This window comes from Nitratireductor arenosus, assembly GCF_009742725.1.
GTDB classification, from domain to species: domain Bacteria; phylum Pseudomonadota; class Alphaproteobacteria; order Rhizobiales; family Rhizobiaceae; genus Mangrovimarina; species Mangrovimarina arenosa.
The window spans coordinates 647,857-665,300 of the sequence record NZ_WPHG01000002.1 but is presented as its reverse complement, the minus strand read 5'-3'; the positions used below and the strand labels follow the sequence as shown (position 1 = coordinate 665,300).

Genomic DNA, 17,444 nt, shown 5'->3' with positions numbered 1-17,444 from the left:
GGTGACGCCCGAACCGCCTTTATCACTCTATCTTGCCTGCGCGGGCGCCTGTTGCAGGACCGGCGCGGCCGGGACCGATGTCCCGGCCGCGCCAAAAGCATCAAAGATTGACCACTTGGCGGTCGGGGATACCGCCGCGACCCTTTTTCAGCAGTTCCGAAACCAGGAAGGCAAGTTCGATCGCCTGATCTGCGTTGAGGCGCGGATCGCAATGGGTGTGATAGCGGTCATGCAGATCCTCCGCCGAGATCGCCCGCGCGCCGCCGGTGCATTCGGTGACGTTCTTGCCCGTCATCTCGACATGGATGCCACCCGGATGGGTGCCCTCGGCGCGGTGAACCTCGAAAAAGGTCTCCACTTCCTTCAACACCCGGTCGAACGGCCTGGTCTTGTAGCTGTTCAGGGTGATCGTGTTGCCGTGCATGGGATCGCACGACCACACCACCTTGCGGCCTTCCTTTTCCACCGCGCGGATCAGCTTGGGCAGATGGTCGCCCACCTTTTCCGCGCCGAAGCGCGAAATCAGCGTCAGTCGGCCGGGTTCGTTATGCGGATTGAGTAGATCGATAAGCTCGATCAGGCCGTCCGGCGTCGTCGAGGGACCGCATTTCAGACCGAGCGGATTCTTGATTCCCCGGCAATATTCCACATGGGCGTGATCGGGCTGGCGCGTCCGGTCGCCGATCCAGATCAGGTGGCCGGAGGTCGCATACCAGTCGCCCGAGGTGGAATCGACCCGGGTCAGCGCCTCCTCGTAACCCAACAGCAGGGCCTCGTGGCTGGTGTAGAAATCCGTCTCGCGCAGCGCGTGGTTGGTTTCCGACGTAATGCCTACGGCGCGCATGAAGTCGACCGTCTCGGTAATCCGGTCGGCGAGCGCCTGGTAACGTTCCCCCTGCGGGCTGTCGGACACGAAGCCGAGCATCCATTTATGAGTGTTTTCCAGGCTGGCGAAGCCGCCCTGGGCGAAAGCGCGCAGAAGGTTGAGCGTCGCCGCGGACTGGCGGTAGGCCATTTTCTGGCGCGCCGGGTCGGGCACGCGCGACTTCTCGTCGAACTCGATGCCGTTGATGATGTCGCCGCGATAGCTCGGCAGCGTCACATCGCCTTTGGTTTCGTTGTCGGACGAGCGCGGCTTGGCGAACTGGCCGGCGATCCGCCCGATCTTGACCACCGGTTGCGAGCCGGCGAAGGTGAGCACCACCGCCATCTGCAAGAAAACGCGGAAAAAGTCGCGAATATTGTCGGCGCCGTGCTCGGCGAAGCTTTCGGCGCAATCCCCGCCCTGCAGCAGGAACGCCTGCCCGTCGGCTACCGCGGCGAGCTGTTTTTTCAGCTTGCGCGCTTCGCCTGCAAAAACCAGCGGCGGATAGGTCGACAGTTGCTGTTCGGTTTCGGCCAGGATATCGGCATTCGGATAGGCCGGAACCTGGCTGATCGGTTTTTCACGCCAGGAGTTCGGCGACCATTTGTTCGTCATCACAGCACCCAATCGTCAAGGCGGACCCACGGTCCGTAGGCTCCATTCTAGGAGATGCAGCCCTATACAGGAAGGTTTCGGGCTCTTCCACCCCACCCAGCCCGGTTCGGACCGCGCCTGATCGGGCCGTCGCCTGCTACGATCGGCCCAGGAGACGGTCGAACAAATCCCGCTCGGCCGGGCTCAGCGCGATGGCGCGCGGATAGACCGGCTCATGCCGATCGTCGTGAATCGGCGTGTCGAACCCTTCCGTTTCCGCAACCAGACGCCGAAGGCCGTCCTCGCCATGCTCGACGAAGAATCCCTGCATGACGGCGTCGAGATAGGACCGCAGGATTTTGGGCGGCTCGCGGTGAAGCGGCAGGTCGGGCACGGCCTCGTAGACGTAGAGCGGGCAATCGCGTGGCAGAATGCCCCTTGGCTCAAGCGCGGCGGGCGAAAGCCGGACCCGGCGGTAGCGCGCCTCGCGCGCGTCGACGGCCGCGAGGTTTTCGGCCTTGTCCACCACCAACAACCCGTCGCAGGCCGCGCCAGCTTCCCGCCGCACGGTCAAAAGGGCGGCGGGAAAGCCGGGCATGTCCGGCCGAGGGCGCCATAACCGGCGCCAACCCGCGAGGCGTGCCGGCATCGCGTCGACGATCGTGGTGCGGTGGGTTGCGCGGTTGACTAGCGAGCCATAGCCGAAATAGGCGATCAGGGCTCCGTCCCCGTCCGTCGGATCGTCGATCGATGAGGTCTCTTGTGGCATCGTCCTTGGGATAGGCGCTGCGCACAGGCGTCGCAAGCCCAGGCGCCAACCGCTCGGCACGATCGGTTTGCGTGGCCTCTATGTGAAATAACCTACCGACAGGCCCGCCGGCTCCGCTTACCGAAAGGCATGATTGCGGCTTCCCCCAAAGTGCCCCGGCGCGACGCCACGACCTCGTCGCCGCCTCCTCCCGCCCCGGACAGAACCGTGGATATCGCCACCGTCATGTTCCAGGCCGCCGACGGATTTCCCTTGCGCGGCACGCTTTATTCAAACAGCGCCAACACCGGTCCCGCGGTGCTTCTGTCGAGCGCCGCCGCGATACGCCGCGACCATTACGGCCGCTTCGCCGAGGCCGCCGTCGCGGCCGGAGCGGCCGCGGTCCTAACCTACGACTATCGCGGCGTGGGCGGCTCGGCCGTGCCGCGGGACTGGCGCGGCAGCGTCGCGATGAAGGATTGGGGCGTCAACGACATGGCGGGCGGCGCCCTGCTTCTCAGGCGTCTTTTCCCGGGCCGCCCGCTGGTCGGCATCGGCCAGTCGATCGGCGGCACAATGCTGGGTTTGTGCCGATACCGGACGGAATTTTCCCGCTACGCGATGGTCGCGTCGGCGAACGGCTATCTCGGCTTCACCGACGAGAAGCTGCGGCTTTTCCTGGCGATGAACCTGATCGGGGTGCCGGTAAGCCGGCTGCTCGGCGTCGCGCCGGCATGGCTCGGAATCGGCGAGACGCTGCCGGGAACGATCTTCCGCGACTGGGCGCGCTGGTGCCGGCGGCCCGGCTTCCTGTTCGACGATCCGCGATTGGCCGACCATGCCGGCTTCGCGTCGATCGACATCCCGCTTCTATCGGTACGCGCCAGCGACGACCGCTGGTCGACCGGGCGCGCCACGGCAGCGCTGATCGAACAATTTTCCGCCGCTCGCTGGACGATACTGGATTTTTCGCCCGGCGATGCTGGCGCGGCCCGTCTCGGCCATCTCGGCTTTTTCCGCCAGAAAAACGCCGCCGCCTTGTGGCCGCGGGTCATCGCCTGGCTGCTCGCAGGCGAAGACACGCATCGAGCGCGCGGCGCCACCGCCGCGCGCGCTCTTCCACCTGACAGGTGGGCTGGTCAGCCCGCCTTGGCGCGCCGCCGGCGCAGATCGGGCGGCGTCGCCTCCTCGGCGAGCATGGCGACCGCGTCGGCAAACGCCAGCGACTGCTGGTCGCGCGAACCGAGCCGGCGCAGATTGACCGTGCCCTCCTCCGCCTCGCGCCGGCCGCATACCAGAAGCACCGGCACCTTGGTCAGGGAATGTTCGCGCACCTTGTAATTGATCTTTTCGTTGCGCAGATCGGTTTCCACGATCAGTCCGCGATCCTTCAGCGTGCGCGCCACGTCTTGCGCGTAGTCGTCGGCATCCGAGGTAATGGTGGCGACCACGACCTGCAACGGCGCGAACCAGAGCGGGAAATGACCGGCGTAATTCTCGATCAGAATGCCCAGGAAACGCTCCATCGACCCGCAAATTGCGCGATGGATCATCACCGGCTGCTTTTTTTCCGAATCCGCGCCGATATAGAAGGCGCCGAACCGCTCCGGCAGGTTGAAATCGACCTGGGTGGTGCCGCATTGCCATTCGCGGCCGATCGCGTCCTTCAGCACATAGTCGAATTTCGGACCGTAGAACGCGCCGTCGCCGGGATTGATCGCCGTCTTGATGCGGTTGTCCGACTGCTGGATCTGCGTCAGCACGCGGCCCATGATTTCCTCGGCATGGTCCCAGAGCGCGTCCGAGCCGACGCGCTTTTCCGGCCTCGTGGAGAAAAATACCGTGATCTCCTCGAAGCCGAAATCGGCATAGGTCGACAGGATCAGGTCGTTGATCTTCAGACATTCGGCCGCAAGCTGGTCCTCGGTGCAGAAGATATGCGCGTCGTCCTGTGTGAAGCCGCGCACGCGCATCAGACCGTGCAGGGCGCCCGACGGCTCGTAGCGGTGGACATTGCCGAATTCGGCCAGCCGGATCGGCAGGTCGCGATAGGATTTCAGGCCGTGCTTGAAGATCTGCACGTGGCCGGGACAGTTCATCGGCTTCAACGCGAAGACGCGGTCGTCCTCCGCGTCGTCTCCGGCGACCTGCACCTTGAACATGTTTTCTCGATACCAGCCCCAGTGGCCGGACGTCTCCCACAGGCCCTTGTCGAGCACCTGCGGGGCGTTGACCTCCTCGTAATCTTCCTGGTCGAGGCGCCGGCGCATATAGGCGACCAGGTTCTGGAACATCCTCCAGCCCTTGGAATGCCAGAAGACGACGCCCGGCCCCTCCTCCTGGAAATGAAACAAATCCATCTCGCGGCCGAGGCGGCGGTGGTCGCGCTTCTCGGCTTCCGCGAGCATGTGGAGATAGCCGTCAAGCTGCTTCTGGTCGGCCCAGGCCGTACCGTAGATACGCGTCAGCATGGGATTGTTGGCGTCACCGCGCCAATAGGCGCCTGCCACCTTCATCAGCTTGAAGGCGTTGCCAATCTGTCCGGTCGAGGCCATATGCGGGCCTCGGCACAGGTCGAACCAATCGCCCTGGAAATAGATCTTGAGTTCCTGGTCTTCCGGGATCGCGTCGATCAGTTCAACCTTGTAGGCCTCGCCCTTGTCGCGAAAAACCTGCCTGGCCTTCTCGCGATCCCAAACCTGTCTGGTGAACGCGTTGTTGCGGCCGATGATCTCGCGCATCTTTTTCTCGATGGCGGGAAAATCCTCCGGAGTGAACGGCTCGTTGCGCGCGAAATCGTAATAAAACCCGTTTTCGATCACCGGTCCGATGGTAACCTGGGTGCCGGGCCACAATTCCTGCACCGCCTCGGCCAGCACATGGGCGGCGTCGTGGCGGATCAGTTCCAGCGCGCGCGGATCGTCGCGGGTGATGATCTCGACCGCGCCGGAGGTGCCGATCGGATCGGCCAGGTCGCGCACCGTGCCGTCGAGCGCATAGGCGACCGCCTTCTTGGCCAGCGATTTCGAGATCGATTCGGCAAGCTGCGCGCCGGTCGTCGTCGCGTCGTGCTCGCGCACGGATCCATCGGGAAATTTTAGGGAAATCTGCGACATCGTCGTCTCCTATCCAGTCCCGCACACGAACGCGGGTGGTGTCGTATTTGATCAACCGGCGCACACGCCAAGGCAAAGCGCACCGGACGGCACGCTACATAGGCACCGTTCCGACGCGCGTAAAGCCTGCGCGAAGCGGGCGAAGCCCGTCGCGAACCGCGATAGGGGTGAAGGCGGGGGTGGCAGGCCCCGCCGCCCGTTAGCTGTTGTCTTCGACCGGAGCGTCCGGTCCGTTCTTCTTGATAGAATCGATCGCATTCTGGGCGCTCGATTTCGAGGTGTAACCCTCGGTCGAGAACATGATCTCGCTGTTATATTTGAAGCGAACGCGGAACTCGCCCTTCTTGTCCTTGTAGATCTCGAACTTATGAGCCATGTGCGGCCTCCCTCTCCGATTTGGGAACAATACGATTCGCAAACTGCCAGCGCCCGCGCTTCGGAACAAGCGCTGGTTGACGCTGCAGACGCGGTTATGCCCCAATCTGTGGCCACCCGGCGCCTCGAACGGCATCCTAACGCGATTGGCTCACCCGGCGGGCGAACCGCGCCCCACGCTCCAGTATCGCCACGGCATATACCAACGAAGCCGCGCATCGAGCCTCTCGGGCACGTTGTCGATGCCATGCGTGCCGCCCGGACCGCAGCGCATCACCCTGAAAAGGGCTAGCCACCCCCCCGGCCACAGCCCGTGGCGGGCGATCGCCTCATAGGCATATTCCGAACAGGTCGGAAAATGCCGGCAGGAATTGCCGATGAAGCCCGACAGGGTGAGCTGGTAAAGCCTCACGAAGCCGGTGCCGAACAGCCGTCCCGGCGTCTTCGCCCAGGCTCCGCCAAAATTGCGCGAGCGACCGGTCATCGTCGTGTCATCGAACCGGCGCGACGCCGACGATCACCGACACCGCCTCGCGATGGTTGGCGAGGGCCTCACAGGAGCGCATCCCGTCCGCTCCCGCTCGTCAAGCCGCTTGTTCGGCGCGCTTTTTCTCGATCTGGCCGATCGCGTCGACAACCGCGTCGAAGGTCAAAAGCGTCGAGGCATGGCGGGCCTTGTAGTCGCGCACCGGCTCCAGATATTTCAGGTCCGCGAAGCGGCCTTCCGGTGGCGCCCCCTCTTCCTTCAGCATCCTGCGCATGGTCTCGCGCACGGCCCGCAATTCCTCCGCCGAGGCGCCCACGACATGGCTGGCCATGATCGAGGACGAGGCCTGGCCGAGCGCGCACGCCTTCACCTCATGCGCGAAATCGGTGACGATGCCATCCTTCATCTTCAGGTCGACGACAACGGTGGACCCGCACAGCTTGGAATGCGCCTTGGCGGTGGCATCGGCGTCGTCGAGCCGCCCGATGCGCGCAATATTACCGGCAAAGCCGAGAATTTTCGCGTTGTAGACGTCGTTGATCATGATTTTTCACACGTCCGTCGAATTTGCGACAATCCGTTTCCGTCTGCCGCCTTCCAATTGTTGTATCCGCTCATATATAATGCCTGGGTTACCGTTGCAGCAAGACGAACGGTCTTGGCGCAACGGAAAACACGATGCCATTTTCGGGCAGTTTCGGAATTTCGTTCCCGCAATCCCTGAAAAGGCCGTGGTCCGTTCAACTCGTTCCTCCGTGGAGGGGAACTACGGGAGACGCTTTTCATGGACGCAATCGTCAAATCGTTCGCCAAATCCGTCATGACCGCCGACAGGCCCAGCCAGGCCGAGGCCGAAGATGCCGTACGCACGCTTTTGCGCTGGATCGGCGAGAACCCGGACCGGGAAGGCCTGCTCGACACCCCCCAGCGCGTCGCCAAGGCCTACCGGGAGATGTTTTCCGGCTACGAGCGCGACCCTGCCGACGAACTCGGCCGCACCTTCGAGGAGGTCGCCGGCTTCGACGATATGGTCATCGAGCGCGACGTCTATTTCCATTCCCATTGCGAGCATCACATGGTGCCGATCATCGGCAAGGCGCATATCGGCTATCTGCCGGACGGCCGCGTGGTCGGCCTGTCCAAGCTTGCCCGCGTGGTCGATATCTTCGCCCAGCGCCTGCAGACGCAGGAGGCGATGACGGCGCAGATCGCCTCCACCATCCAGGACATACTTAATCCGCGCGGCGTCGCCGTCATCGTGGAGGCCGAGCACATGTGCATGGCCATGCGCGGCATCCGCAAACAGGGCGCGACCACACTGACCTCCACCTTCACCGGTATCTTCAAGGACAGCCCAGACGAGCAGGCGCGCTTCTTCACGCTGTTGCGGGCGGGCGCGAGAGCCTGACCTTGCGCCGGCTGACGGCGGTCCGCAGTCCTTCGTCGCAAGACGGGCCCGGCCGCCCGCGAGCATCGCACGGCGCGGGCGGCTTTATGTCAAAGACGCATGGCTCAACACAGGACCCGGCATGACTCGATCCGATTTTCCCGCCCCGCCGACTTCCAAGAGCGAACTGGAGGAAGGCGCAGCCTTCACGCCGCGTTTCGACGCCAGCGGGCTGGTGACGGCCGTGGTCACCGATGCCGAGGACGGCACGGTGCTGATGCTGGCGCATATGAACGCCGAAGCGCTTGCCATGACGCTGCAAACCGGGATCGCACATTACTGGTCGCGCTCGCGCGACAGGCTTTGGAAAAAGGGGGAAACCTCCGGCAATCTCCAGCACGTCATCGAAATGCGCACCGATTGCGATCAGGATGCGGTGTGGCTGCGCGTACGCGTGGCCGGTCACGATGCAACCTGTCACACCGGGCGGCGTTCCTGCTTCTACCGCGCGGTCTTCGCCGCGGAAGGCGCTGCCCGGCTCGCCAAGGACGACGAGGCACCGAAATTCGACGCCGATTCCATGTACGGAGACCAAAATCGGCCATGAACGGGGACTGAACCGCCGATTCACGGTTTTGATACCCATTGTGGGTAAGGTGAAGACAGGGACGCAAGGGAGATGACGATGCTCGAATGGGCATCCCTTCGCACGAGACAGGAAGCCGGGGACGACCGTGAGGCGCCTCCGAACGTCGACGCGCCCGAATTCCAGCCCCAACCCAGGACCGGCATCGCGCTGGCGCTCGGTGGCGGCGCGGCCCGCGGCTGGGCCCATATCGGCGTGCTGCGCGCGCTCGACGAGGCCGGCATCAAGATCAACATGATCGCCGGCACCTCGATCGGCGCACTGGTCGGCGGGTGTTATCTGGCCGGCAAGCTGGACGAGCTGGAGGAATTCGCCCGCAGCCTCACCCGACGCCGGATCTTCGGGCTGCTCGACCTGCATCTGGGCGGCAGCGGCCTGTTCGGCGGCATGCGGCTGACGGCCCGCATGCAGCAGCATATGCGCGGGCTCACTTTCGAGGATCTCGAAAAACCCTTCGTCTGCGTCGCCGCCGAAATCCGCACCGGACACGAAATCTGGCTGTCCAGCGGCAATCTGATCACCGCCATGCGCGCCTCCTACGCGCTTCCCGGAGTGTTCGAGCCGGTCAGCGCCAACAATCGCGTGCTGGTCGACGGCGCGCTGGTCAATCCGGTGCCGGTCTCGGTGTGTCGCGCCTACGAGCAGCCGCTGGTGGTGGCGGTCAATCTCCACTACGACCTGTTCGGCCGCGCCGCCGTCATCAAACACAATGCCGGCGAACTGGTGGTCGAAAAGCCGAAACGGTCCGCCGATGTTACCGGCCATACTCACCGCGACGCCGAAGCGCGTCTCGGCATCACCGGCGTCATGGTCGAAGCCTTCAACATCATCCAGGACCGGATTTCGCGGGCGCGGCTGGCCGGCGATCCGCCCGACATGTCGTTGCAGCCCAAGCTCGGCCAGATCGGGCTCACCGAGTTTCATCGCGCCGACGAGGCGATCCGCCTCGGCTACGATGCCACGGTCGCCAATATCAACGAACTCAAGCGCTTGCAGACCGTGCTGGCCTGACCGAAACCGCTTGCCTGCTGACGCTCAATCCGCGGCCGCCGCATCGCTCAGCCGGAACTGCACCGATTTCGTTCCATTCCAGAAATTGGCCGACAGCGAGCCGGCGGCGTTGATCAGGCGGCCGCGGCTGGCCAGCAGAAAGCGGCCGAGATCGGTATCGACGCTGCGAAAGGCCATCGCCTGCAAGCGACCGCCGGCGCCGGAGCGCAGATCGATCCGCAAATGGCCCTGCCCGACCGTGCGTACGTCCGAGACCTGATGACGCGGCAAAACGAAAACCGGCTGCGGATGGCCCGTGCCATAAGGTCCAGCCCGTTCCAGCACGTCGAGAAGATCGAGATTGGCCCCTTCCGCCGCGAGCGCGGCGTCGATCTTCAAGGCCTGTTCCTCGCGCAGGCGAAACACCGCCTCGGCCGCCTGTTCCTCGAAAAACGCCCGCAAGGCGCCCAGTTTACCGCGCTCCACCGTGATGCCGGCCGCCATGGCGTGTCCGCCGCCCTTGACGATCAGACCCCGGTCCGCGGCATCGCGCACGAGCCGGCCGAGATTGAAACCGGCGATCGAGCGGCCCGAGCCGGTACCCTCGCCATTGGCGTTGAAGGCAATCGCGAACACCGGACGGCGTAATTGCTCCTTCAGCCGCGACGCGATCAGCCCGACGATCCCCGGATGCCATGTCGTGCTCTCGGTGACGAACACCGCCGGGCCCCGGCCGTTTGCGAGTTCGGCTTCGGCCTCGGCCCGCGCCTCCTCCAGCATTGAGCGCTCCATCGCCTGGCGCTCCTGATTGAGCCGGTCGAGCTGTTCGGCGATCTCGCGCGCCGCGACCGGATCGGTCTCGGCCAGAAGCCGCGCGCCCAGCGCCGCGTCGCCGATCCGTCCGCCGGCATTGATGCGCGGACCGATCAGATAGCCGAGATGAAATGTGTTGGTCGGCTCGCCGATGCGCGCGACGCGCTGCAGGGCGGCCAGACCGGGATTGTTCTGATGCCGAGCCGCGACCAGTCCCTTGACCACGAAGGCGCGGTTGACGCCGACGAGCGGCACGACATCGCACACCGTCGCCAACGCGACCAGATCGAGCAGTTCCAGCAGGTCGGGCAACGGGCCGGACTTGCCGCTGGCGCGCAGATGCTTGACGGTCTGCACCAGAGCCAGGAAGGTGACGCCGGCGGCACACAAATGCCCCTGCCCGGACAGATCGTCCTCGCGATTGGGATTGACGACGGCGAGCGCGTCGGGCAACGCGCCGCCGACCTGGTGATGGTCGAGCACGACTACGTCGGCGCCGGCCTCGTTGGCCGCCGCGACCGAGGGGCCGCTGTTGGCGCCGCAATCGACGGTGACGATCAGCGTGGCGCCCCGTTTGACGAGGTCGCGCATCGCATCGGGATTGGGCCCGTAGCCTTCGAAGATCCGGTCGGGAATATAGATCTCCGCCTCGATGCCGAAATGGCGCAGAAAGCGCTTCATCAGCGCCGAGGACGCGGCGCCGTCGACGTCGTAGTCGCCGAAGATCGCCACGCGCTCGCGCTTCAGTACGGCGGCTGCCAGCCGTGCGGCGGCCTTGTCCATGTCGGTCAGCGAGGCCGGATCAGGCAACAAATCGCGGATCGTCGGGTCGAGAAACCGTTCCGTGGCAGCAGCATCGATGCCGCGCCCGGCCAGAACGCGGGCGATGATATCCGGCAGGCCATGCGTCTGGGCGATCGTCAGCGCGTCATTCTCGCCGCGCGCGGACAGGCGATGGATCCAGGCCTGCCCGGTCGCCGACCTCTTGACGTCCAGGAAAATGCGCGCCTCACCCATGCCGTCGTCCCACTCTTGGGACGGGACCGGCGCGTCGTGCGGCGGCGAACCGCCTCAAAACTTTTCCAGATCCTGATGCTTGGCCTTGATCTCGCGCACGGTGCGCGAGGACGAACGCATGACGATCGTATGGGTCTGGACGAAATCGCGCGCGAATCTGACGCCAGAGAGCAGATTGCCGTCGGTGACGCCGGTGGCTGCGAACAGGACGTCGCCCCGCGCCATCTCGTCCATCTGGTAGATCTTGTCGGGATCGTCGATGCCCATCTTCTTGGCGCGCGCGACCTTGTCGTCGGTGTTGAGCTGCAGACGTCCCTGCATCTGGCCGCCGATGCAGCGCAGCGCCGCCGCCGCCAGCACGCCCTCCGGCGCCCCGCCGATACCGATATAGATGTCGATGCCGGTCTCGTCGGGATCGGTGGTGTGGATGACGCCGGCCACGTCCCCATCGCCGATCAGGCGGATCGCAGCGCCGGTCGCGCGCACTTCCTCAATCAGCCGGGCATGGCGCGGACGGTCTAGGATGCAGGCGGTAATCTCGCCGACCGGCACGCCCTTGGCCTTGGCGAGCCTGTCGAGATTGTCGGCCGCCGGCGCGTCGATGTCGATGATGCCGGCCGGATAGCCGGGTCCGATGGCGATCTTGTCCATATAAACGTCCGGCGCGTAAAGCAGACTGCCCTTTTCGGCGATCGCGATAACGGCGAGCGAGTTGGGCAGGTTCTTGGCACAGATCGTCGTGCCTTCGAGCGGGTCGAGCGCGATATCGACTTCCGGCCCGTCCTTGGTTCCCACCTCCTCGCCGATATAAAGCATCGGCGCCTCGTCGCGCTCGCCCTCGCCGATCACCACGGTACCGTCGATCGGCAGGCGGTTGAGCTCCGAGCGCATCGCGTCCACGGCCACCTGGTCGGCGGCCTTTTCGTCGCCGCGCCCGCGCAGCCTGGCCGCTGCCACGGCGGCGCGCTCGGTCACGCGGACCAACTCGAGGGTGAGAATGCGATCGAGACCGTCGGAAGCGAGTTTGGCCATTTTTGTATCCTGAGAAAGGGCTCCGGCAAGCCGGGGCGGATAGTCGGTCGCCCCTTTTGTCAAACGGGCCCGGCAACGGCAAGAGACGGCAGAGGCCTTTCCCCTAATCGCCAATCATAACAATCGATTAAAAAAGACCATCCGGCCTATTCGGCGCGCTCGATGCGGATCACCTGCGGCGTGTCGACGACATGGCCGTCCCTGGTGATGCCGTCGACGGCCTTGCGCACGGCGGCCTCGGTCGTCTCATGCGTGACCAGGATGACGGTCTTGCGATCGGCGCCGTTTTCGCCATTGGCGTGCTGGACGATCGATTCCAGCGAAATATCGTTTGCGGCCATGCGCTTGGCGATCGCGGCGAAGGCGCCCGCGCGGTCGATGACGGTCAGCCGGATGAAATAGCCGCCGGCGTGGGCCCGCATGCGGGCGCGCTTGTAGGGCGCGAGTTCGCGCGCCGGCCGGCCGAACACCGGCCCGTGCTGGAAGCCCGGGCTAGCCTTGGCGATGTCGGCGATGTCGCCGACGACGGCCGAGGCGGTCGCGTTGCCGCCCGCACCCGGGCCCGAAAGCAGCAATTCGCCTAAAATGTCGGTCTCGATCGCCACCGCATTGGTGACGCCGTCGACCTGCGCGATCACCGAAGCCGTCGGCACCATGGTCGGGTGCACACGCTGCTCGATGCCGCTTTCGGTGCGCTGGGCAACACCCAAGAGCTTGATCCGGTAACCCAGTTCGCCGGCCGCGCGAATGTCGGCCTGGGTGATGTTGGAGATGCCTTCCATGTAGATGTCGCCGGCCGAAATGCGCGTGCCGAAGGCCAGGCTGGTCAAAAGCGACAACTTGTGGGCGGTGTCGTGGCCCTCGATGTCGAAGGTCGGGTCGGCTTCCGCATAACCGAGACGCTGGGCGTCGGCCAGACAGTCGGCGAACGACAGCCCGTCCTCCTCCATGCGGGTCAGAATATAATTGCAGGTGCCGTTGAGAATGCCGAAGACGCGGCTGATCGTGTTGCCGGCCATCGCCTCGCGCATCGTCTTGATGACCGGGATGCCGCCGGCTACCGCCGCCTCGTAGTTGAGGAGAACGCCGCGTTTTTCGGCTTTTTCCGCCAGCGCGACGCCGTTTGCCGCCAAAAGCGCCTTGTTGGCGGTCACAACGTGACGGCCGGCCGCCAGCGCGGCCTCGACGCAATCCTTGGCGATCCCCGTCTCGCCGCCGATCAGTTCGACGAAGACGTCGATCTCGGCCTTTTTGGCAAGTGCGACCGGATCGTCGAACCATGCGGCATCGGCAAGCGCGATACCACGATCCTTGTTGCGATCGCGCGCCGAGACCGCGACCACGACGACCTCGCGACCGCATTGGCGCGTCAGTTCGGCGGCCTTGTCGGTCAGCACGCGCACGACGGAGGCGCCGACCGTACCCAGACCGGCAATTCCGACACGCAATGCTTCGCCCATGGCCGACAGCCCTTTCCCGGAAAAATCTCTTGCTGATTCAGCGCCGCGCGCTGAGCGGAACCACATTTGTCTCGCCGTCCGGCCGGACGCTGGCGGCGAGAAAACGCTTGATGGAACGCGCGGCCTGGCGGATGCGGTGTTCGTTCTCGACCAAGGCTATACGCACGAACTCGTCGCCATGTTCGCCGAAACCGATGCCCGGCGCCACCGCGACATGGGCTTTTTCCACCAGCAGTTTGGAAAATTCCAGCGACCCGGCATGGCGGAACGGCTCTGGAATCGGCGCCCAGGCAAACATCGTCGCGGCCGGCGCGGGTACGCACCAGCCGGCACGATCGAAGGCTTCGACCAGCACGTCGCGGCGTCGGCGATAAGTCTCACGCACCTCCTCGATATCCGCTCCGTCACTGTTGAGGGCCGCGGCCGCGGCCACCTGGATTGGCGTGAAAGCGCCGTAATCGAGATAGGATTTGACCCGCGCCAGCGCCGCGATCAGCCTTTCATTGCCGACGGCGAAGCCCATGCGCCAGCCCGGCATGGAAAAGGTCTTCGACATCGAGGTGAATTCTACCGTGACGTCGACCGCGCCGGGCACCTGCAACACCGACGGCGGCGGATTGTCGTCGAAATAGATCTCGGCATAGGCAAGATCGGACAGGATGATGAGGTCGTGCCGCTTGGCGAAGGCGACGACGTCCTTGTAGAAATCGAGCGTGGCGACATAGGCCGTCGGATTGGACGGATAGTTGAGGATCAGCGCCAGCGGCCGCGGTATCGAATGCTTCACGGCGCGTTCCAGCGCCGGAATGAAACCTGAATCCGGCTCGGCGGGAATCGAGCGGATGACGCCGCCCGACATGATGAAGCCGAAGGCGTGGATCGGATAGGTCGGATTGGGGCACAACACCACGTCGCCCGGCGCGGTGATCGCCTGGGCCATGTTGGCAAACCCCTCCTTGGAGCCGAGCGTGGCGACGACCTGGCTTTCGGGATCGAGCTTGACGCCGAAACGGCGCGCGTAATAGGCGGCCTGGGCGCGCCGCAGTCCGGGAATGCCGCGCGAGGCGGAATAGCGGTGGGTGCGCGGATCGCGCACCACGTCGCATAATTTGTCGACGATCGATTTGGGGGTGGGTAGGTCGGGGTTGCCCATGCCGAGATCGACGATGTCAGCGCCCTTGGACCGCGCGCTGGCCTTCAGGCGGTTGACCTGTTCGAACACGTAAGGCGGCAGCCGGCGGGTCTTGTGAAACTCTTCCATGGCGGTTCCGACGGGAATGGAGCGATCTGGGCGCGCCTATACACCCAATCCGGCACTCGGTCGATAGCGTCACTCGCCCTCGATCTTCTTGAGCGTGTCCTTGCCGTGCGTCTCGCCGAGCTCGCGCAGCCTTTCCAGTTCCGACGGGGCGATGCCCGGCTCCTTGGCGATTTGGGCCTGGCCGCTGGCCGACCGGCGCAATTCGCCCTTCTTGGCATTGGTCTCGCCGGCGCTGAACTGATTGGCAGCGCCTTGGCGTGGCACGTTCAGGTTCGGGTAGCGCCCGGTATTGCGCAACACCGGCGGCGACACCCCGTCGATGGGGGCGGTCGGGCCGCCGTCGAGCGCGCCGGCCGGAACCGCATCCTCGATCGGCACGCCGGCGCAGGCGCTCAAGGCGGCGCCCGCTGCGACGATGAGTCCGTGCAAGACGGCGCGACAAAAGAGCGGTCGAGACGATTTCGACATATTGCGTTCCCGAACGTCGGCTAGGCAAATCCAGGCCGCCGGTTCAATGGACCGCTATGGCCGTCACATGATATTGTGTCAACAAAAGGCCCGGGAGGACCACAGCCGCAATGGCCAGGCAGGACGATAAAACGAATAACGACGCCAGCGCCTCGTCGGTCGAACAGTATATCGTCAAAGACCCGGAGCAGTTCGCCCGCAACCTCGCCCATATGATCGAGCAGGCCGGCAAGGCGGCTTCGGCCTGGGTCACACCGCGCGAACGCGGCGAGATACGCGATAGCGTGGCCGAACCGATGGCCGACATGGTCAAGACCTTTTCCAAGCTGTCTGAATACTGGCTGTCGGACCCCGCGCGCGCGCTCGAGGCCCAGACCAAGCTGTTCGCCGGCTATATGAGCGTATGGTCGAACGCGGTCGGCAAAATGTCGGGCGAGCAGCGCGAGGAGGGCGACGTCGAGCCCGAGCGCGGCGACAAGCGTTTCCAGGATCCCGAATGGGGCCGCAACGCGTTTTTCGATTTCCTCAAGCAAGCTTATCTGGTGACCTCGCGCTGGGCGGGCGAACTTGTCGAACATGCCGACGGCCTGGACGAACACACCCGCCACAAGGCCAATTTCTACGTCCGCCAGATCACCCAGGCGATTTCGCCGTCCAACTTCATCCTTACCAATCCCGAACTGTTCCGCGAAACAGTGTCAACCAATGGCGAAAATCTGGTGCGCGGCATGAAGATGCTTGCCGAGGACATCACCGCCGGCAAAGGCGATTTGAAGTTGCGGCAGGCGGACTATTCCAGATTCGCGGTCGGCAAGAACATCGCCACCACACCGGGTAAGGTCGTGGCGCGCAGCGAACTGGCGGAGATCATCCAGTACGAGCCGACGACGCCGAAGGTGCTGAAACGGCCGCTGATGATCTGCCCGCCCTGGATCAACAAATTCTACATTCTCGACCTGAATCCGGAAAAATCCTTCATCCGCTGGGCCGTCGAGCAGGGCCACACCGTCTTTGTGATTTCCTGGGTCAATCCCGACGAGCGTCACGGCAGGAAAGGCTGGGAGGCCTATATCGACGAAGGCATCACCTTCTGTCTGGACACGATCGACAAAGCGACCGGCGAACGCGCGGTCAACGCGATCGGCTATTGCGTCGGCGGCACGCTGCTGGCGGCCGCCCTCGCCCTGATGGCCAAACGGGGCGACGACCGGATCGGGTCCGTCACCTTCTTCACCACCCAGGTCGACTTCATCCATGCCGGCGACCTAAAGGTGTTCGTCGACGAGGACCAGGTCGCCGCGCTCGAACGGGCGATGAGCGAAAAGGGCTATCTCGACGGCACCAAGATGGCCACCGCCTTCAACATGCTGCGCGCCGGCGACCTGATCTGGCCCTACGTCGTCAACAACTATATGCGCGGCAAGGAGCCGATGCCGTTCGACCTCCTGTATTGGAATTCCGATTCCACACGTATGGCGGCGGCCAACCACTCGTTCTATCTGCGCAACTGCTACATGGAAAACAGCCTGTCGCGCGGGCAGATGATGCTCGGCGGCGAGACGCTCTCGCTGAAGGACGTCACCATTCCCGTCTATAATCTCGCCGCCCGCGAGGATCACATCGCGCCAGCGCGTTCCGTCTTCGTCGGCTGCCAGTTCTTCGGCGGCAAGGTGGATTATGTGATGGCGGGTTCGGGACATATCGCCGGCGTCGTCAATCCGCCGCAGTCGAACAAATACCAGCATTGGACCGGCGGGCCGCCGCTTGGCGAGTTCGACGAATGGGTTAAATCGGCCAAGGAAAATCCCGGCTCCTGGTGGCCGCATTGGCAAAAATGGATCGAAAAACAGGACAGAAAACGCGTTCCCGCCCGCCGGCCGGAAGACGAAAAAGTACCGATTCTGGGGGACGCGCCCGGCGACTACGTCACGGTTAAAGTGTAGCCCTTGGTCACGGGCGCCATACAGCGCGTCGAACAAGCCAGGTTACAGGCTGAAATGCTCTGTGATGGAACGCGGCGGTGCCAACGCCGGGGAACTGTCCGTTCAACACGGTGCTGCCGCATTTCGCCCCTAGCGCGGGAGGCGGTCGGGATTGCACTTTGACCGTGACTTCGTTAGGGCTCGAATGATCGATTCCGCGATTGTCCGGCTCCGGTGGGCATGGGGTTGGAAGGGCCGCGTTC

The 17,444-nt window shown here is 64.4% G+C and carries 15 protein-coding genes; 4 read left to right on the top strand and 11 right to left on the bottom strand.

What is annotated here, in order from left to right; all coding sequences use genetic code 11:
• Positions 1-100 precede the first annotated feature (100 nt).
• The 6 genes from GN330_RS10160 to GN330_RS10135 all read right to left on the bottom strand — a co-directional run bounded on the left by GN330_RS10160 (position 101) and on the right by GN330_RS10135 (position 6,729).
• A complete protein-coding gene (locus tag GN330_RS10160; protein WP_156712547.1) occupies positions 101-1,480 on the bottom strand; it encodes a class II 3-deoxy-7-phosphoheptulonate synthase in 1,380 nt (459 codons plus the stop codon).
• Positions 1,481-1,616: 136 nt separating this feature from the next.
• Positions 1,617-2,228: a gamma-glutamylcyclotransferase family protein gene (locus tag GN330_RS10155; RefSeq protein ID WP_156712546.1), complete on the bottom strand. Its 612-nt coding sequence runs from the start codon at positions 2,226-2,228 to the stop codon at positions 1,617-1,619.
• Between the two features lie 1,118 nt (positions 2,229-3,346).
• On the bottom strand, positions 3,347-5,323 hold the full coding sequence (thrS, locus tag GN330_RS10150) for a threonine--tRNA ligase (RefSeq protein ID WP_156712545.1): 1,977 nt from the start codon (positions 5,321-5,323) through the stop codon (positions 3,347-3,349).
• Positions 5,324-5,522: 199 nt separating this feature from the next.
• Entirely contained in the window at positions 5,523-5,699 is a 177-nt protein-coding gene (locus GN330_RS10145; protein WP_106569238.1) for a YegP family protein, read from the bottom strand.
• Between the two features lie 150 nt (positions 5,700-5,849).
• Complete coding sequence (yidD, locus tag GN330_RS10140; protein WP_156712544.1) at positions 5,850-6,182, bottom strand: membrane protein insertion efficiency factor YidD; 333 nt, start codon at positions 6,180-6,182, stop codon at positions 5,850-5,852.
• Between the two features lie 100 nt (positions 6,183-6,282).
• The gene (locus GN330_RS10135) at positions 6,283-6,729 is read right to left on the bottom strand and encodes an iron-sulfur cluster assembly scaffold protein (RefSeq protein ID WP_156712543.1); all 447 of its coding nucleotides are present in this window, start codon (positions 6,727-6,729) and stop codon (positions 6,283-6,285) included.
• 240 nt (positions 6,730-6,969) lie between these two features.
• On the opposite strand from GN330_RS10135, the gene folE reads away from it, so the two are divergent.
• From folE to GN330_RS10120, 3 genes are all read left to right on the top strand, one after another.
• Entirely contained in the window at positions 6,970-7,593 is a 624-nt protein-coding gene (gene folE / locus GN330_RS10130) for a GTP cyclohydrolase I FolE (protein ID WP_156712542.1), read from the top strand.
• 121 nt (positions 7,594-7,714) lie between these two features.
• The gene (gene hisI / locus GN330_RS10125) at positions 7,715-8,179 is read left to right on the top strand and encodes a phosphoribosyl-AMP cyclohydrolase (protein WP_156712541.1); all 465 of its coding nucleotides are present in this window, start codon (positions 7,715-7,717) and stop codon (positions 8,177-8,179) included.
• Between the two features lie 78 nt (positions 8,180-8,257).
• Positions 8,258-9,229: a patatin family protein gene (locus GN330_RS10120; RefSeq protein ID WP_156712910.1), complete on the top strand. Its 972-nt coding sequence runs from the start codon at positions 8,258-8,260 to the stop codon at positions 9,227-9,229.
• A 24-nt stretch (positions 9,230-9,253) separates the two neighbouring features.
• Here the strand turns inward: GN330_RS10120 and recJ are convergent, their stop codons facing one another.
• From recJ to GN330_RS10095, 5 genes are all read right to left on the bottom strand, one after another.
• Positions 9,254-11,038 carry a single-stranded-DNA-specific exonuclease RecJ gene (recJ, locus tag GN330_RS10115; protein WP_156712540.1) on the bottom strand — a complete coding sequence of 595 codons (1,785 nt, stop codon included), beginning with the start codon at positions 11,036-11,038 and terminating at the stop codon, positions 9,254-9,256.
• 54 nt (positions 11,039-11,092) lie between these two features.
• Positions 11,093-12,070 carry a class II fructose-bisphosphatase gene (glpX, locus tag GN330_RS10110; RefSeq protein WP_156712539.1) on the bottom strand — a complete coding sequence of 326 codons (978 nt, stop codon included), beginning with the start codon at positions 12,068-12,070 and terminating at the stop codon, positions 11,093-11,095.
• A gap of 146 nt (positions 12,071-12,216) precedes the next feature.
• A complete protein-coding gene (locus tag GN330_RS10105; RefSeq protein ID WP_156712538.1) occupies positions 12,217-13,530 on the bottom strand; it encodes a homoserine dehydrogenase in 1,314 nt (437 codons plus the stop codon).
• 37 nt (positions 13,531-13,567) lie between these two features.
• Positions 13,568-14,791 carry an LL-diaminopimelate aminotransferase gene (locus GN330_RS10100; protein WP_156712537.1) on the bottom strand — a complete coding sequence of 408 codons (1,224 nt, stop codon included), beginning with the start codon at positions 14,789-14,791 and terminating at the stop codon, positions 13,568-13,570.
• A gap of 69 nt (positions 14,792-14,860) precedes the next feature.
• Entirely contained in the window at positions 14,861-15,187 is a 327-nt protein-coding gene (locus GN330_RS10095; protein ID WP_156712536.1) for a hypothetical protein, read from the bottom strand.
• 182 nt (positions 15,188-15,369) lie between these two features.
• On the opposite strand from GN330_RS10095, the gene GN330_RS10090 reads away from it, so the two are divergent.
• Positions 15,370-17,202 carry a PHA/PHB synthase family protein gene (locus GN330_RS10090; protein WP_156712535.1) on the top strand — a complete coding sequence of 611 codons (1,833 nt, stop codon included), beginning with the start codon at positions 15,370-15,372 and terminating at the stop codon, positions 17,200-17,202.
• The last annotated feature ends 242 nt before the right edge of the window (positions 17,203-17,444 follow it).

Coding starts and splice junctions, on each gene's coding strand:
- recJ (WP_156712540.1), bottom strand. CDS start 11,038: ATGGGTGAGGCGCGCATTTTCCTGGACGTCAAGAGGTCGGCGACCGGG.
- thrS (WP_156712545.1), bottom strand. CDS start 5,323: ATGTCGCAGATTTCCCTAAAATTTCCCGATGGATCCGTGCGCGAGCAC.
- GN330_RS10105 (WP_156712538.1), bottom strand. CDS start 13,530: ATGGGCGAAGCATTGCGTGTCGGAATTGCCGGTCTGGGTACGGTCGGC.
- GN330_RS10100 (WP_156712537.1), bottom strand. CDS start 14,791: ATGGAAGAGTTTCACAAGACCCGCCGGCTGCCGCCTTACGTGTTCGAA.
- yidD (WP_156712544.1), bottom strand. CDS start 6,182: ATGACCGGTCGCTCGCGCAATTTTGGCGGAGCCTGGGCGAAGACGCCG.
- GN330_RS10160 (WP_156712547.1), bottom strand. CDS start 1,480: ATGACGAACAAATGGTCGCCGAACTCCTGGCGTGAAAAACCGATCAGC.
- hisI (WP_156712541.1), top strand. CDS start 7,715: ATGACTCGATCCGATTTTCCCGCCCCGCCGACTTCCAAGAGCGAACTG.
- GN330_RS10155 (WP_156712546.1), bottom strand. CDS start 2,228: ATGCCACAAGAGACCTCATCGATCGACGATCCGACGGACGGGGACGGA.
- GN330_RS10135 (WP_156712543.1), bottom strand. CDS start 6,729: ATGATCAACGACGTCTACAACGCGAAAATTCTCGGCTTTGCCGGTAAT.
- GN330_RS10120 (WP_156712910.1), top strand. CDS start 8,258: ATGCTCGAATGGGCATCCCTTCGCACGAGACAGGAAGCCGGGGACGAC.
- glpX (WP_156712539.1), bottom strand. CDS start 12,070: ATGGCCAAACTCGCTTCCGACGGTCTCGATCGCATTCTCACCCTCGAG.
- GN330_RS10090 (WP_156712535.1), top strand. CDS start 15,370: ATGGCCAGGCAGGACGATAAAACGAATAACGACGCCAGCGCCTCGTCG.
- folE (WP_156712542.1), top strand. CDS start 6,970: ATGGACGCAATCGTCAAATCGTTCGCCAAATCCGTCATGACCGCCGAC.
- GN330_RS10145 (WP_106569238.1), bottom strand. CDS start 5,699: ATGGCTCATAAGTTCGAGATCTACAAGGACAAGAAGGGCGAGTTCCGC.